This is a genomic window from Lujinxingia vulgaris (genome assembly GCF_007997005.1).
In the GTDB taxonomy this organism is placed as follows: domain Bacteria; phylum Myxococcota_A; class Bradymonadia; order Bradymonadales; family Bradymonadaceae; genus Lujinxingia.
In genome coordinates this window covers 64236-81351 of record NZ_VOSL01000053.1, presented here as the reverse complement: position 1 = coordinate 81351, position 17116 = coordinate 64236, and the positions used below count along the sequence as shown (strand labels likewise).

12 protein-coding genes are annotated in these 17116 nt (G+C 66.2%); 10 read left to right on the top strand and 2 right to left on the bottom strand.

The window, feature by feature from the left end:
* Positions 1-33 precede the first annotated feature (33 nt).
* The 8 genes from FRC96_RS12310 to FRC96_RS12275 all read left to right on the top strand — a co-directional run bounded on the left by FRC96_RS12310 (position 34) and on the right by FRC96_RS12275 (position 11425).
* The gene (locus tag FRC96_RS12310) at positions 34-2535 is read left to right on the top strand and encodes a L,D-transpeptidase family protein (protein WP_146974786.1); all 2502 of its coding nucleotides are present in this window, start codon (positions 34-36) and stop codon (positions 2533-2535) included.
* Between the two features lie 52 nt (positions 2536-2587).
* Complete coding sequence (locus FRC96_RS12305; protein WP_146974785.1) at positions 2588-3328, top strand: TlyA family RNA methyltransferase; 741 nt, start codon at positions 2588-2590, stop codon at positions 3326-3328.
* A 393-nt stretch (positions 3329-3721) separates the two neighbouring features.
* A complete protein-coding gene (locus FRC96_RS12300) occupies positions 3722-5062 on the top strand; it encodes an ectonucleotide pyrophosphatase/phosphodiesterase (RefSeq protein ID WP_146974784.1) in 1341 nt (446 codons plus the stop codon).
* Between the two features lie 69 nt (positions 5063-5131).
* Positions 5132-5836, top strand: a complete 705-nt coding sequence (locus tag FRC96_RS12295; RefSeq protein WP_146974783.1) for a TetR/AcrR family transcriptional regulator — start codon at positions 5132-5134, stop codon at positions 5834-5836.
* Between the two features lie 3 nt (positions 5837-5839).
* On the top strand, positions 5840-6154 hold the full coding sequence (gene cutA / locus FRC96_RS12290) for a divalent-cation tolerance protein CutA (RefSeq protein WP_146974782.1): 315 nt from the start codon (positions 5840-5842) through the stop codon (positions 6152-6154).
* Complete coding sequence (locus FRC96_RS12285; protein ID WP_146974781.1) at positions 6132-8804, top strand: PEP/pyruvate-binding domain-containing protein; 2673 nt, start codon at positions 6132-6134, stop codon at positions 8802-8804. Before cutA ends, FRC96_RS12285 begins: the two co-directional genes overlap by 23 nt.
* Positions 8805-8971: 167 nt before the next feature.
* Positions 8972-10018 (top strand): pirin family protein, encoded by a 1047-nt coding sequence (locus FRC96_RS12280; protein WP_146974780.1) that lies wholly within the window; start codon positions 8972-8974, stop codon positions 10016-10018.
* Positions 10019-10282: 264 nt separating this feature from the next.
* A complete protein-coding gene (locus FRC96_RS12275; RefSeq protein WP_146974779.1) occupies positions 10283-11425 on the top strand; it encodes a metal-dependent hydrolase in 1143 nt (380 codons plus the stop codon).
* A gap of 120 nt (positions 11426-11545) precedes the next feature.
* On the opposite strand, the gene FRC96_RS12270 is transcribed toward FRC96_RS12275, so the two are convergent.
* Positions 11546-12505 (bottom strand): hypothetical protein, encoded by a 960-nt coding sequence (locus FRC96_RS12270; protein ID WP_146974778.1) that lies wholly within the window; start codon positions 12503-12505, stop codon positions 11546-11548.
* Between the two features lie 227 nt (positions 12506-12732).
* Between FRC96_RS12270 and FRC96_RS12265 the strand changes: the two genes are divergently transcribed.
* Complete coding sequence (locus FRC96_RS12265; protein ID WP_146974777.1) at positions 12733-13155, top strand: HIRAN domain-containing protein; 423 nt, start codon at positions 12733-12735, stop codon at positions 13153-13155.
* A gap of 501 nt (positions 13156-13656) precedes the next feature.
* Here the strand turns inward: FRC96_RS12265 and FRC96_RS12260 are convergent.
* On the bottom strand, positions 13657-14820 hold the full coding sequence (locus tag FRC96_RS12260) for a hypothetical protein (RefSeq protein WP_146974776.1): 1164 nt from the start codon (positions 14818-14820) through the stop codon (positions 13657-13659).
* A gap of 539 nt (positions 14821-15359) precedes the next feature.
* On the opposite strand from FRC96_RS12260, the gene FRC96_RS12255 reads away from it, so the two are divergent.
* Entirely contained in the window at positions 15360-17111 is a 1752-nt protein-coding gene (locus FRC96_RS12255; protein WP_146974775.1) for a DUF4397 domain-containing protein, read from the top strand.
* The last annotated feature ends 5 nt before the right edge of the window (positions 17112-17116 follow it).

Here is a 17116-nt window from a genome sequence, read left to right as displayed (position 1 = left end):
CTCTTGCCGCGCCTCTCGGGCGCCCCGACATCCATGAACTTCGACACACCGCACCGCGCCCCGCACTCGCTGCGTCTCCTGGCGATGGGACTTCTGACCTCGTCTCTGCTCGCCATCAGCGCCTGCTCCGAGCCCACCATCGAGCCGGCCGCCGCGCAGAGCTACACCGCCGAGTGGGCCCCCACCCTTGAGGACGCGCTGCGCGAGAAGAGCGCCTCGGCGGCCGCAAGCCAGGCCCTCAAGGCGGCCTTCGAGAAGGGGGATGAGGCCCGCGCCGCAGGCAATGAGCCTCCCTTCGGGACGCTGGTCAATCAGATCTACCGGGAGCGGGAGTACGAGCCGACGCTGGTCAAAAACGCCACGCTCACCCCGGCCGGCGAAGCGCTCTGGAACGCGCTTCAGGTCGTCGACGATCACCAGCTCGACCCGGCGCCCTACCGCCTCGACGAGCTCGCCAGGCTCTTTGAAGAGCTCGAGGCGAAGAAGCAGGCCTACGCCGACTTCGAGGGGCTCAAGCCCACCGAGGCCGAGGTCGCCGCGGCCACCGCCTGGCTCACCGAGCAGCCCGTCTCCACCTTCGCGCTCACCGAAGAGAGCCACGCGCAGCTCACCGAGGCCCTGCTCAACGCACCGGAGGGCCAGCGCCTCAATGAGGCGCTCAAAACCTACGAGACGAAGTCCGCCGACGTCATCGCCATTGAGGCCAAACTCGAGCGCCTGCTGGCGCTGGGCCTTGCGCGCTACGCCCGCGAGCAGCGTTACTTCCGCCTCAAAGAGATCTTTGTGCACGAGCGTCACTGGGATGAGTACAACGAGCCCGACAGCCGCTCCACGCGCCCCGACAAGGCCAAAGGCCCCTTCCGCGCCGGCCAGGTCTGGCGGCAGGCCTCCCACGTGGCCACCGAGATGGCCAGGCGCCGCAAAGACGAGCTCTTCAATCAGGGGATCCAGGACACGCTGCGGGCGCTTATCGCCGCCGAGTCCCTGGATGACGCGCAGCGCGTGATCGACGCCATCCCCCCGCAGAACCCGCAGTACATGGGGCTGGTCAACGCCTACCGCCGCTACCGCGACATCGTGGAGGCCGGCGGCTGGCAGGAGGTCCCCACGCCCCGCTCGCTTAAGCCCGGGCAGCGCTCCGAGGCCGTCACCCACCTCAAGCAACGCCTGCGCATCGAGGGCTTCTATCCCGAAGACGCCCCCATCGACGAGCACTACGACGAGGCGCTGGAAGAGGCGGTGCGCGAGTACCAGCACACCCACCAGATGGTCGCCAACGGCCGGCCCCACAACGTCTTCTGGTACTCGATCAACGTGCCCGCCGAGCGCCGTCTGGCGCAAATCGCGCGCAACATCGAGCGCTGGCGCTCCACCAACACCCGCCACGCCGAAGACGATTCTTACGTCTTTATCAACATCCCCGACTTCAACGTCGAACTCTGGAAAGGCCAGGAGCGCAAACTTCGCTTTGCCGTGGTGGTGGGCAATAACAACAAAGAGGTCAACCCCCTCACCGGCGAAGCAGAACGCGCCAACCAGACGCCCACCGTCTCCGCTTATATCGACCGCGTCATCTACAACCCCTACTGGAACGTCACCCCGCGCATCCGCGCGGAGTCGATCCTCCCCGAGGTCAAAAAGCAGGTCATGGGCGGCTACGCCGCGCGTCTCAGCAACCTCTACAAGACCTCCAACCTGCCCACTCGCCGCACCGTCTCGACGGGCCTGGGCCTGGGCAGCGCTACCCCGACAAGCAACGACGCTCCGAGTGGCGGGCAGCCCGCCGCCGGCATGGTCGGCCGCCCCCCTCAGGAGAACGCTTCCGCACAGGCCGCCAACGCTCCGGCGGACCGACCGGACCGCGCCCCGGCCGCCGGCGATCCCGACGATGGCCCCGCCGTCCCCGTCGCGCCCGAGCCCGTCGATCTTCTGGAGTCGATCACCACCATGCGCTCCACCGAGATGGGCCGCACCCGCGCCTTCAAAACCGACGTCCTCCAACGCATCCTCGCGGTGCACTTCCCCGGTGACGAGGGCGCGGCGCGCTTTAAGGCGCAGTTCCCCTACCTGGACCCGGCCACCGGCATCGTCGACGTCTCGGTCACCAACCCCGACCACATCCCCTCCTGGTACGAGGAGAACCGCTACGAAGTCGCCTTCCCCGGCCGCACCTGGGAGTACGTGCGCATGCTCCCCGGCGAAGACAACGCCCTGGGTTTTGTGAAGATCATCTTCCCCAACCTGCATGACATCTACCTGCACGATACCCCGCATAAGCCGCTCTTCTCCCAGCCGGTGCGGGGCTACAGCCACGGCTGCATCCGCATGGAGCAGCCCCTGACCATGGCCGAAGCCCTGCTGGAGCTCGACGGACAGAACCCCAACGTCGACGCCATCCTCGAAGGCGGCGAATACACGCCCATCTTCCTCACCCACCAGGTGCCGGTGCATATCGAGTACTACACCGTGAGCGTCGACGATGAGGGCCGCCCCCACTTCCTGGCCGATGTGTATGGCTACGACGAAGAGAGCTGACACAGCCCGACCTCTCTCCCGACTCACTTCAAAGCAGCACCGAGCCGCACCTATGGCCACCAAACAACGCCTCGACCTCCTGCTGGTCGAGCGCGAGCTCGTCGAGACCCGCTCCCGCGCCCAGGCCCGCATCATGGCCGGTGACGTCTTCGTCAACGGCCAGCGCGTCGACAAAGCCGGCACCCGCATTCCCCTCGACGCCCCCATCGAGCTCAAGGGCGACGAGCTCCCCTACGTCTCCCGCGGCGGCCTCAAACTCAAAGCCGCCCTCGACGCATTCGGCTACGATTGCACCGACAAGATCGTCATCGATGTCGGCGCCTCCACCGGCGGTTTTACCGACTGCGTCCTCCAGGAGGGCGCCCTCAACGTCTTTGCCGTCGACGTCGGCTACGGCCAGCTGGCCTGGAAGCTCCGCCAGGACCCCCGCGTCATCAATATGGAGCGCCAGAACATCCGCCACCTGGCTCCCGACGCGCTCGACGCCCCCTGCGACCTGGCCGTGATCGACTGCTCGTTCATCTCCCTCGATCTTGTGCTGCCGGCCACCCTCCCCTTCCTCTCCCCCACCGCCGACCTCATCACGCTCATCAAACCCCAGTTCGAAGTCGGCCCCGACAACGTCGGCAAAGGCGGAGTCGTGCGCGACACCCGGGCTCGCCAGGACGCCATCGACCGGGTCATCGACCAGGCCCGCGCCAGCGGCATGCACTTCGTGAAAGGCATCGACTGCCCCGTCCACGGCCCGGCCGGCAATGTCGAATATCTGGCGTGGTTTTCGCGGACCTCCTGATCCGAGCGCCCCGGGACAACGCCAGCGGCGTCGACAGGGATTCGCAGTAGCGCTGCTACAGCTTCATCCCCGCCTCCTTGCTCCTTGCCATCGACCGCCCTGAATGCGCTCGGGTTTAAAGGTATGCGGGTGAATGATTCAACGTCGTCCGACCTGATGCGGTCGCCCCCCCCGCAAGCCCCCCATCGCGCGCACAAATCGCCCAACTTCGCGAACCCCGGCGCCCCTCAACCACCTAACCCCACAACCTCCTGACCACAAAACGCACACCACCAGACGCACGCACGAATCGCCCAACATCGCGAACCCCGGCGCCTTGCGAAGAAAACTCAACTTCGCCACTATGCGCCCGACTGCGACGCCCCCCGATCTCTCCTCCCCACGAGCCCTCCGATGACGTCCCCCACCCGCGCGCTGACGTTGGCCCTCCTGGCCGCCCTCCTCCTGGCCACCCCGGCCTGCTCCTCCTCACCCGCCGAAAACGACACCGACGCCCCGGGCTTTGATACAGCCGAGCCCGACGTCACCGAAGAGCCCGACAGCACCGAAGCGCCCGACGGCGACGACACGCCCCCCGATCCGGTCAGCGGTGAGACGCCGCTGATCCTCATTGGCTTCGACGGCTTTCGCCCCGACTACCTGACGCTGGCCCCCACACCCAACTTCGACCGTCTCATCCGCGAGGGTGTGGTCGCCGAGTCGTTGGAGCCGGTCTTTCCCACCAAGACCTTCGTCAACCTCTACTCGATCGTCACCGGTCTTTATGCCGAGAACCACGGCATTGTGGGCAACACCGTGCGCGACCCGGCCACCGGCGACCGCCTGCGCATGAGCGACGCCGAACTTCAGGGCCAATCGCGCTGGTGGGGCGGTGAGCCCATCTGGGTGACGGCCGAGAAACAGGGCAAGCGCGCCGGGACCTACTTCTGGGTGGGCTCGGAGGCCGAGATCGGCGGAGAGCGCCCCACCCACTGGGTGCCCTTTGCGACCCACTACATGGACCCGGCCCGCGAGCGCATCGACCAGGTTGTGGCGTGGCTCTCGGCCGAGGAGCCCGTCGACTTCGCCACGCTTTATTTCTCCGATCTTGACTCAGCGGGCCACTCCCAGGGCCCCCGCGGCTCGCGGCTCTTTAACGAGCTTCAGGAGGCCGACGCCAACCTGGGCTACCTCATCGACAAGCTGGAGGCCGCCGGCATCTGGCCTAACGTCAACATCCTCATCGTCAGCGATCACGGCATGACTGCGCTTGACGACGACAAGGTCATTCGTCTCGATCAGATCATCGACGAGCGCGACGTCTTTGTGGTGGAATGGACGCCTATCGCCAGCCTCATCCCGGACGCCGGCAAAGCCGACGAGGTCTACCAGGCGCTAAAGGCTGCCGAAGAGAACTACACCGTCTACCGCAAAGAGGATCTGCCCGAACGTCTGCATTACTCCGACAACGAGCGCATCCCCGAGATCCTCGTCGTCGCCGATCCGCCCTACTCCATCGCCAACCAGTACATTCTGGATAACATCGGCATCAACGCAGGCGGCCACGGCTACGACCCCGAGTTTGAGGAGATGCACGGCTTCTTCGCGGCATTTGGTCCCGACTTTAAGCAGGGCCTGCGCAGTGAGACGGTCAAGATCGTGGACCTCTACGCCCTGATGGCCCATCTTCTGGCGCTGGAGCCCGCCGAGCACGACGGCGACCTCACGCGCATCGGCCATATCCTGGCGGACTGAACGTCATCGCCGACTGCATCCTTTTTCAACTCAGTTTCCGAACCCGACGTATCCTTTTTTGGAGCCCCGATGAGTGCCCAGCGACAACGCCGACAGGCCCGCCGCGATGAACGCCGCGAAGAGCTCAAGCAGGCCGCCATCGAAGTCTTTCACGAGCACGGCTACCACGCCGCGCGCGTCTCTCAGATCGTCAAAAAGGTCGGCGTCGCCCAGGGCACCTTCTACCTCTACTTTGAAGGCAAGCAGCAGCTCTTCTCCGAGATCATCAGCGACTTTCTGGAGATGGTCGTCACCACCGTGGCCAGCTGGGAGCCCGGCGCGATCGACTCCCGCGAGGACCTGCGCGAAGAGCTCACCCGGGTCGGCCTGATGCTCACCGAGGAGCTCTTGAGAAACGAGCTCTCCACGGCCATCTTCTTCAACGAAGCGATGGCGGTGGCCCCGGAGATCAACGAGCTGATCCGCCATTTCTACGAGACGCTCCAGGCGATGCTCTCCGACTTCAACCGCATCCTGTGTCAGCGCGGGCTCATCGCCCCGATGGACTTTACGATCCTGGGCTCGATGACCATCGGCATGGTCGAGCGCGTGATCCTGGAGCGCGTCGTCTACGGCACGCTCAAAGACGCCGAGCCCCGCGCGATCGTCGATCACCTGATCATGCACTTCTTAGCGGGCACCATCGAGCCCATCGGGGAGCCTGCCCGCGCAGGTCATCCGGAGCCGCTTGAGCGCAGCGAAACGTCCGACAACGTCGCCCCCACCGAGGTCTAAACCATGGTCCGCGTCGTGCTCTGCAACTGTCCCCCCGAAGACGCCCCCGGCCTTGCTCGCCAGCTTGTCGAAGAGCGCCTGGCCGCCTGCGTCAACGTCATCCCCGGGGTGACCAGCTTCTATATGTGGGAGGGTGAGCTCTGCGAAGATCAGGAGCACACCCTGCTCATCAAGACCACCGAGGAGCGCTACCCCGAGCTCTCCGCTCGCCTGGCCGAGTTGCACCCCTACAGCGTGCCCGAAGACATCGCCCTGGACAGCGCCCGCGTGGCCGCCGCCTACCACAGTTGGGTTCATGAAACGCTCTCCCACAACTGATCCCATCGTCCGATTCGGTCCCCACCGCCAACCCGACGCCCCGTCGAGTTGGACGCTCTCGTTGAGCGCCCCGGGCAAGAGCGCGGCGATCAGCCGCCAGCGCGTCGGCGGCAAAGCCTACGGGCTCTGGCAGCTGGTCAGCGCCGGGTTTAACGTGCCGGAGGCCTTCGTCATCACGACCGAAGCCTTTGAGGCCGCCCTCTACCCGCTGGCCCTTCAAGCCACCTCCCTCACCGAGCTCCGAGAGGCCATCGTAGAGGCCGAGCTCCCCCGCACGCTTCTCGAAGAGATCGACGCCCGGCTGGCCTCAAGCGGCGCCGAGGCCTGGGCGGTGCGCTCCTCGGCCACCGGCGAAGACGGCAAAGCGCGCTCCTTTGCCGGCCAGGGCCTCACTCTGCTCGATGTGCAAGACAGCGAGGCTATCGCCGACGCCATCCGTCAGGTCTGGGCCAGCGCCCTTCGCCTGGAGCGCCTGGTCTATGAGGCCAACGACACCATCACCCTGACCCCGGCGCCGATGGCCGTGATCGTGCAGGCGATGCTCAAACCGGCCTGCGCCGGCGTGCTCTTCTCCCAGAACCCCTTGAGCGGCGACACCAACGAAGTTGTGATCAGCTGCGCCCCGGGCGCCGGCACCGCTGTGGTGCTGGGCCAGGACTCCGAGACCTTCTACCTCGACAAACACTCCGGCTATGTGCGCCGTCACGTCGCCGCCAGCGGCGAAGACGCCTCCCCCGAGCAGCCCGCCACCCTGAGCGCCGAGCAGCGCGTGGAGCTCACCGGCGCCGGCGCCACCATCGAGAGCGCCTTCGGGATGCCCGTCGACGTCGAGTGGGCCTACGCCTTCCCCCACCCCGACGCCCACCGCGCCGAGCTCTTCTTCGTGCAGGCCCGGCCGATCACCTCCTCGGCCGCCGGTGAGCCGCACCCCGACCAGGTCTGGACCAACACCAACGTGGGCGAAGCGCTGCCCGGGGTGGCCACCCCGCTGACCTGGAGCATTTTAGAGCGTTTCAGCCGCCGCGGCTTTGAGCAGGCTTTTGGCTCCCTGGGCTTAAGCGTGCCCGACGACGCCGAGCTTGTGCGCGCCTTCAAAGGCCGCATCTACCTCAACCTCACCCGCTTTATGAGCATCGCCAGCGGGCTGCCCATCTTCAGCCCGGAGCGCCTCTTTGAGATGGCCGGCGGAGGCGGCGTGGAGCTTGTGCGCGATGTCTACGAGCGTCGATCCAGGCGCGACTTCTTCAAACGCTTGCCCACCACCATCCCGAAAATCGTCGGCGCTCAGCTCTCCATGCCGCTCGTCGCGCCCCTCTGGGGCCGCTACTTCACCGGCAAGGTCGACGAGTTCTTCGACCGTGACCTCGCCAGGCTCTCCTCCACCGAACTTCTCGGGGAGCTCGATCACCTCGACGGGCTCTTTGAGCGCACCGGCCTTGTGATGCTCTCGGTGAGCTCCAACTTTTTGATGAGCTACGCGCTGACCTCCGAGGCGCTCCGGCTCCTGGGCGCTACCGGGATCGACGCCCCCTCCTCCCCCCGCGACTTCATCGCCGGCCTGGACGTCAAGAGCGCCGAGCCCGGTCTGGCGCTCTTAGAGCTCGGCCGCATCGCGCGCCGCTCCCTGCGCCTGCGCCGCCTCATCACCGAAAACGACCCCGCCGAGGTCCATGAAGCCCTGCACGCCCAGTCCCAGCACGACGACGTGGCGATGTTCCTGGTCGAGCTCGACGCCTTCCGCAAACACTACGGCCACCGCGCCCCCCGCGAGGCCGAGCTCGCCACGCCCCGCTGGCGCGAAGATATGAGCTTTCTCTTCGAGGTCCTCCAGAGCTTCATCGACGCCCCCCACCTGCCCAGCTCCACCGAGAGCGTACGCCAGCACCAACGCGCCCGGCAGCTCCCCACCCCCGAGCTCCCCGGCCCCTTCAAAAAAGCCCTCTCGGCGGTCATCGGCTTAACGCGCAAAAACGCCCGCCAGCGCGAATACATGCGCGACCGGGTCGTCGACGCCCTCGACGTCTACCGCCGCTTCTTTCTGGAGTGCGGCCGCCGCCTCACCGAACACAACATCCTGCAGAGCCCCGAGGAGGTCTTTTACCTGACCGCCCCCGAGCTACGCGCCTGGCTGGGCGCCCCGCACCTGGCCTCCACCTTCGCGCTGCGCGTGCTCGCCAGACGCGCCCTCTTTGAACATTACCGGCGGCTGCCCGACCCGCCGGCGACCTTTTTGCTGCGCGGCCACGAGATCATCGCCGACGACGATCTTCACACCCCCGCCCCCGACCCCGGCCAGGCCACCGGGCGCCTCAGCGGCCTGGGCGGAAGCCCCGGCCGCGTCACCGGGCCGGCCCGCGTCATCCTCGACCCGGCAAGCGAAGACGCCTCCATCCGCCCCGGCGACATCCTCGTCGCACCCTACACCGACGTCGGCTGGACGCCGCTCTTTTTGACCGCCGCCGGCGTCGTCATGAGCCTGGGCGGCCCCTTGAGCCACTCCTGCATCGTCGCCCGCGAGTACGGCATCCCCACCGTCGTCAACGCCCGCCGCGCCACCGAGATCATCAACAACGGCGATCTGATCACCGTCGACGGCGACCAGGGGCTTGTGTTCATTCACCCCCGCGACGACGCCCCCACCTCCTCCTGATCCCACCCGGGGCGCGTTGCGCTCACGCACCAGCGCCGTCCACCCCGCGGGGGATTGCTCCGACCACCTCGCTCGTTATTGCGACGATAACGCAGAAGTTGCCCCCGCAACCCCTGCGCCCAATATCCCGTCATCATAACGCTGCAGATGACCCAACGGAGCCCCCCATGAGCAAAAAAGACGCGATCCGCGCCATTGTCCCCCTCACCTCCACCCCCTGGCCCACCCTCGATCCCTTTCTTTTCTGCGTGCACCATAACGATCACTACCCGGTGGCCAACGAGAAGATGGGCCCCGACGCCTCCCTGGCCGGCCGCAACATCGGCAACGACTTTTCGGGTAAAGACGGCTGGTCGATGTACCACGGCGACACCGTCCCCGGGTTTCCGCGCCACCCTCACGCCGGCTTTGAGACGGTGACGATTGCCCGCAAAGGCTTCATCGATCACAGCGACTCGATGGGCGCCTCGGCGCGCTTCGGCCAGGGCGACGTGCAATGGATGACCGCCGGCAAGGGCGTGGTGCACTCCGAAGCGTTTCCGCTTCTGGACCGCGAGAACCCCAACACCACCGAGCTCTTCCAGATCTGGCTGAACCTCCCGCGGGAAGACAAAAAGAAAGACGCCTACTTCACGATGTTCTGGAACGAGACCATCCCCCGCCACCTCATCAAAGAGGGCGACGAGGTGGTGGGCGAAGTCGCGGTCATCGCCGGCACCCTGCACGGGCTTAACGCCCCCACCCCGCCCCCGAGCTCCTGGGCGGCCCGCGACGAGTCCAACATCGCCATCTGGACGCTTAAACTTCAGCCCGGCGCCTCCTTCACACTTCCGGCCGCCAACGACGAGACCGGCCGCGTGCTCTACTTCTTCGAAGGCGACGCCCTCACCCTGGAAGATGTCGTCATGGAACCCCGCCACGGCGCCCAGGTCGAAGGCGACGCCGAGGTCACGCTGAAAAACACCGGCTCCACCCTGGCCGAAGTTCTGGTGCTCCAGGGCCGTCCCATCGGAGAGCCCGTCGTCCAGCACGGACCTTTTGTGGGCAACTACCAGGGCGACATCCGCCAGATCATGATCGACTACCAGAACACCGGCTTCGGCGGCTGGCCCTTTGACGCCGACGCCCCGGTCCACCCCCGCGACAAAGGCCGCTTCGCCATCCACGCCGACGGCCGCGAGGAGAGCCCCGAAAACCCCGAAAACGCCGCCTAACTTTCAATTTTTAAATCAGTTTTTCAATCAGGTGATGTCGATCACAGCCCCTGACATGGCCACCGTGTAGGGCTGATTGGAAACGACGAGCGCCGCCCCCTCAGCGCATGAGGGCGCGGCGCTCGTTTCGTTGAGGCATCCTCAAAACTTACGCTAAACGCCCTTGCCGAGACGGCCCGAAGTCCCACAATCCACGGCGTCTTCCCAGATCCCTCATCGTCCTCGTCGTTCATTCACCTTCTTCTCCCCCCGGCAGTCTCCCCCATGGATCCCATCGCCCACACCCTGGCCGGCGCCACACTCGCCCAGACTCGTCTCAAAGAGCTCACTCCGCTGGCGACCGCCACCCTGATCCTCGGCGCCAACATCCCCGACATCGACGTCATCGTCTCCGTACTCGGCGACGACGCCTCGCTCCTGCACCGCCGCGGCCACACCCACGGGGTGCTCGCGATGATCCTCCTGCCGCTGATCCTCACCGCCCTGATGCTCGCCTACGACCGGCTCTGGCGACGCCGACGCGATCCTCAAAAAGTCCCCGTCGACCCCCGCGCCACCCTGGGCCTGGCCTACCTGGGCACCTTAAGCCACCCCGCCCTCGACTGGCTCAACACCTACGGGGTGCGCCTGCTCATGCCCTTCGACGGGCGCTGGTTCTACGGCGACACCCTCTTCATCATCGACCCCTGGATGTGGCTCTTGATGGGCGCAACCATCGTGCTGACCTACTCCCAGCGTCGCCTGGCCATCGGCGCCTGGATCGCGCTCGGCGCGGCAATGAGCGCGATCATCACCTTTGCCAGCATGGTCCCCACCCCGGCGAGCGTCGCCTGGTGGGTGGGTCTTCTGGCCATCATCGCCATGCGCGCCTCGGGCTACACACCTGAGAAACGCCGCCTGGCGGCGGCTTCCTGCCTGGCGGCCTTCTGCACCTACCTGGGCCTGATGGGCCTGGGCAACACCCTGGCCTCCTCCCGCGTCACCGAGCACCTGGCCGGCCAGGGCGTCGACGCCGAGGTCGTGATGACCGGCCCCACCGCCGCAAACCCCTTCGCCCGCGAGGTGCTCGCGCGCTCCAACACCCACTACCACGCGCTCAAACTAAGCCTCTGGCCCGGCGCCTCCTCCATCTCCTCCATCTCCTCCCGCTACGCCCCCGTCCCCATCGAAGCGCCCGACCCCATCGCCGAGGCCGCGCTCAACGCCCCCTCCCAGCGCGGCTTTGCCAACTGGGTGCGCTTCCCCGTCTTCGAGGTGCAATCCCACGACGAGGGCCACACCGTCTTCATCCGCGATCTTCGCTACGTCGAGCCCGACGCCACGACAAGCCGCGGCATTGGCATGCGCATCGTGGAGCTCGACCTTCAGCTCAACGAGCGCCCCGACACCGCGAGCGCGTCGCATTGAGCACCGAGCCCTGAGCCAAAAAAACGCCCCCCGACACCTTGAGGTCGGGGGGCGTTTTTCACTCAAACATCATGGCAAAGCACGTCGTCACTCCTGTGAGACGACCGGCCCGGCAGAACTTCAGCAGCCGCGCAGCTCCGAGCGAAGCGGCTCCTCCAAAAGCTCCCAGCACCCCTCATAGTCGAGCCCGGCCACACATTGCGTCGCCCCGCCGCAGCTCGCGTAACACGCCTCCTCCTGCGGCAGGAGCCCGTTGAGACAGGCGATCGCCTCCAGCATCTGCGCGCGATCCTCGAGCACCACCTCGTCGCAGCCGCTCATATCGTGCGCGAACACCTCCACGCACTCCTCCACACTCGAGAAAGGCTCGCTGTCGCACTCACAGCTCGCTTGCACCACCGCAGCCACACCCTCCCCGTAGGTCTGGCGCGCCGCATCGAGCATCCCCTCCGTCACCGGTGCCTCGTCGGGCATCGTGATCGCAGCGAGCGCCCCCTCAAAGGTCGCCGGATCTTCATAACGCAGCCAGAGGGCGGTGGCGCCATTGGGGATCGCAAAGAGCGCCGTGCAGCTCACCGTCTCCCCCATCGCCGCAACGTCGGTGGCAGTCTCCGCCGCGCAGCCGCCTTCAAGCAGAGCGCCCGCAACAAGCGCCTCCACCTGGGCCTCACCCTCGGTCGTGGTGATCTCCAGCGCAAAGCCCTCCACCACCATCCCCACCTCCGAGGTTACGCCCACATTCTCCAGCGTGGCATCGACCTTCAAAAAGACCTCCCCGGCCCCCACCGCCTCCTCGCCAGCCCGGTACGCATAGCTCGCGGGTGCCGCGCTCAACACCACCCCGCGCTCCTCCCCTCCGCCATCGTCCGCATCGGCGTCCCCCTCGGCGTCGGCATCATCCTGCACGTCCCCAACGTCCTCAACATCCCCCTGCGCCGCGTCCTCACCCGCGTCGTCTGTATCGTCCCCCGCGTCCTGCTCCACCCCGCTATCCGGCTGCGGCGTCGCATCGGGCGCATCCGTCGAACATCCCGCCACCCACGCCGCCGCCAGCATCATCACCATCACACGCTTCAACATCGTCGTCCTCACAGGCCACCTCGCTCGTCTCACACATCGCATACCCCCCATCCTTACCACCTCCCCCACCGACCGGCCATCCGCCCCCTCACAGCGCATAAAACGCCAGAAACCGCCATCATTGATCGTCTTACCCCAATCCAGAGCCTGTCTCATCCCCGCAGCGGCACCTACTCTTGGAGCATCACCCGTAGCACATCCGCTCGCCAGCCCCCCGGAGGCACCCCATGCACCGAAGCGAACGCGCTCGCCAGCACCGCACCTCCCCACCACCGCCCCCACACCACGCCCTGCTCATCCACACCCCGGTGGCCGGCCTGCGCTTTCACGAGTTCGAGCTGGCCGCCTTTCCCCTGGATCTGGGCCAACGCCTGCGCGTGATCCGCGAGCCCGACAACCCCTACGACGACCGCGCCATCGCGCTCTACGCCGGCGACCGCCGTATCGGCTACGTCCCGCGTCGCCTCAACAAGATGCCCGCGCGCCTGCTCGACGCCGGCTGGCCGCTCATCGCCCGCATCGAACACCTCACCACCGGGTACCGCGACCGCGGCCCTTCCCGCACCCGCCCCTCCCCTTACGCCTACCCCCGCGAGATGGAGATCATCATCGCCCTCTTCGTCCCGCAATTCACTCAGCCGCGATCCTGACGGAGGTTGTTTTCGAGCGCGCGGGCGCTCGGCACTTCTCGAAAAATAAAAAACCCGAGCGCATCCAGGGCGGGGCTGGCAAGGAGCCAGGAGGAGCGAGTAGCAGCGCTACCGCGACGACGCAGCGACACAGCCAGCGTCGTCCTGGGGCGCTCGGCACCGAGCGGATTCAGGGCGGGGCTTGACAAGGAGCCAGGACGACGCTGTGGCAGCGCTACCGCGACGACGCAGCGACACAGCCAGCGTCGTCCTGGGGCGCTCGGCACCGAGCGCATTCAGGGCGGGGCCTGACAAGGAGCCAGGAGGAGCGTGTAGCAGCGCTACCGCGACGACGCAGCGACACAGCCAGCGTCGTCCTGGGGCGCTCGGCACTTCTCGAAAAATAAAAACCCCGAGCGCATCCAGGGCGGGGCCTGGCAAGGAGCCAGGAGGAGCGTGTAGCAGCGCTACCGCGACGACGCAGCGACACAGCCAGCGTCGTCCTGGGGCGCTCGGCACACATCACTCACACCGGAACGCACAGTAAAGCCTCTCTTCACCCTCCTCCACCGGCACCGTGCAGGAGATGCCCACATAATAGGCCAGCGGATTCTCGGTGAGGATCGAGCAGGGCTTGCCCTCAATCGCCTCCACCGTGCTGCCGTGTTCCACATTGGAAGGCAGCGGACCGGCGCGGCGCTCGGCGTTGCCCTCATGCAACCACCCCGACTCATTGGCGTAGCCAAAGGGACGCGGGCCAATATGGGTCAGCGTGTAGGGGCAGCTCAGCTCGCAGCTCTCTCCCTGCGACGCCGGCTCCTCCCCTTCACAGAAGTCGGGGTGCGCAAAGCCACCGGCGTCGCGCGCACACGTCACCGTGCGGGTGCTCACGCCTCCGGGATTGATCTCCTCCACACACTCCACCCCGGTGCAGAGCCACTCGGTGGCCTCCCAGGCGATCTCGTGCTCCGGGCTTGCGCAGTAGCCAAAGAGGCTGACCTCGGCCACCTGCACCTCGCCAACCAGAGGCGATTCCGAGGTGAAGGTCACGCCGTAAGCCACATAATCACGCCCGTTGCCCAGCTCCTCGGGGGTAAAGACCACCTCCGAGCTCTCCGCATCAAAAGGCTTGGAGGTCACGCGATACCAGTGGGTGTTGTCGGCGCGGCGCCCCACCACCTGCACCGTCCCGCTGCCGCCGGCGGGGAAGTTCGTCTCGTCATAGATGAAGAACCCATCTGTGGGCGCGTGCACCTCCAGGCGTCGCAGCCGCGTCTCGCAGCGGAACTCCTTATAGAGCAGAGGATCATCATCCAGGTTTTCATAGATCGGCGTGATCGCCGCCGCATCCACCCCCTGATCGATCTGCCCGTCAAAGGCCGCCTCCAGGCGCTCGTCAAAACGACCGTCCACCACCCCCAGCTCCGGTCCCAGCGGGTAGAGCGTGCCATCGGGATCGGGCTCAGGGTCGGTATCCGGCTCGGGGTCTGAAGCATCCGGCTCCGAGACATCAAACTGAGGATCGCCCGTATCCTCCTCATCACCGCTATCCGGAAGCCCCGGACAGTTCGCCTCCACCGCCGCATCGCAGCCGCTGGCCTCCCCGCGCCGCGGACCATCATCGCCGCACCCGCTCCACGCCAGACTCGCCAGCACCCCGAACAGAATCGTTGTCTTCATCTTCATCGTCATGATCCACATCTCCACATCATCCGGCGCGTCAGGCCGCGCCCAAACCTGGCTCCGTCACGCTTATCGATCACCTGCGCCCGGGCTCAAATCACCTCTCCTGCTCAGGCCCGCATCCTCGCCAAGCTCGCCGCGTTTGTACAGTGACAAGCTGGCGACCGCTTACTACGCCGTGAGCAGAAGTTGACGTCGATGGCTGCGAGGTTGAGAGCTTCTCGGGCAAGGCGCAAAACGTAGGCGATGCTTTAGCGAGGCTTTGCAACGCCGCCCGAGATGCTCTCAACGCAGCAGACGCGGCGTCAACGATAGCTCACGGCGTCATAAAGCCTGACGCAGCGCGTTTAAATCGCTGGCCACCGGAGAAAAACACCCCGGGAAAAGAGGCAGGCACACATCCGACTACATTTTGCTTCAAAATGTGCTAAGGTACCGCCAACTCGTCATTTATTCTGGCGTCAGCACGCCGCCCTGACCGTGGTGGCAGGAGGCAGCTGACGCGCGTTGTCGCAAGACAAAATCAACCGAGGCACAGACGTATGAAGTTTGGTAGCAAGCAGGGAATTCGTCTGCTGATCTGCGCGATGTTCGCAGCCGGCGCGGTCGCATGTGGTGGGGAAGTTGAGCAGGGGGCCACCGGCCCCGAAGGCCCCGCAGGGGAGCAAGGCCCCCAGGGTGAGCCGGGTGAAGACGGCGCCCCGGGCGCCGACGGTGAGGACGGCGAAGATGGCGAAGACGGTGAGGATGGCGCCGACGGCCTCAACTCCCTGATCGCCACCGAAACCATTGAGCCCGGCGATGTCTGCGCCAACGGCGGCGTGGCCATCTCCACCGGCGTTGACGCCAACGCCGACGGCGTCCTCGACGAAGACGAGATCGCCTCCACCGAAAACGTCTGCAACGGCGTCGACGGCTCGCTCCTCTGCGACGAAGCCCTGGCCATCACCGGCTTCACCGGCCTTGACCAGCGCTTCTTCGCCGGCAATGTCAGCGACCCGATCACCGTGGAGACCAACGGCGACGGCGACCTCAACCTCAGCATCATCGGTACCGGCGCGGAGTTTGACGCCTCCGCCGGCGACGGCACCTTCACCATCACCCCCGAAGACATCGTCGAAGAGGGTGAGAGCCTTCAGTTCGCGCTGGTCGCCAATGGCGAGTGCGGCACCGCGGTGGCCAACTTCACCCTGGATGACGTTGAAGCGCCGGTGGCCAACATCCGCCTGGTCCACCTCTTTGACGGCGCCGAAGAAGTCGACGTGGCGCTGACCGGCACCACCGATGCCCTGGCCACCATCGACTTCGCCACCGCCGAAGGCCCGCTCGAAGTGGACCCGGGCAACTACAGCTTCGACATCATCGCCGATGAGACCGTCGCCGGCACCACCGACCCGGCCGACTTCCTGCTGGGTGAGTCCTACACCGTGGTCGCCTACAGCAACGCCGGCGCCCTGGACTTCATCATCCTCGAAGATGACGTCGTCAGCCCTGTGGCCGAAGGCAACTTCCGCCTGCGCGCCATCCACGCCGCCGACGGCGTGGGCAACGTCGCCATCAACGCCGGCGCCGACGAAGCCTCCGCCGCCGAGCTCGTCGCCGACCTGGCCTTCGGCGCGGCCACCGACGCCACCGACCTCGCCACCGGCGTGGAGTTCGTGCAGATCGACTCGGCCGGCACCCTCTTCGATTACATCGGCTTCTCGCCAATGGCCTTCCCCGAAGGTGCCATCGTCAACGCCTTCGCCTTCATGCTCGAAGGAGAGCCCCACATCTTCGTCCAGCAGCTGAGCAACGCCGGCATGAACACCATCCTCATCCCCGGCCTTGAGACCCTGCCGGTCTCCATCGGCGCCGACGTGCTCAACGCCACCGTGCGCACCGGCGGTGACGCCGAGTGGTTTGTCACCAACGAAGAAGTCAGCGCCGGCGACTTCGCCGCCCGCAGCGGCACCATCACCGACGAAGAAAGCTCCTGGATCGAAGTGACCTTCGAAGTCACCGAGCCCGGCGTCTTCGCCTTCGACTGGAAGGTCAGCGCCGAGAGCGCCAGCTTCAACTTCTACGATGGTCTGGTCTTCTGCGCCGACATCGACGCCGCCGAGAACTGCAACTCCGACGTCTCCGACGACGAGATCGGTGGCACTCCGGCCGACTTCGCCAACTACACCTACGAGATCGAAGCGGCGGGCACCTACACCTTCGCCTGGGTCTACGAGAAGGATGTCAGCGTCTCCGCCGGTCTGGACCGTGGCTGGCTCGACAACCTGACCTTCACCCCGGGCCTTCCCTGATCGCC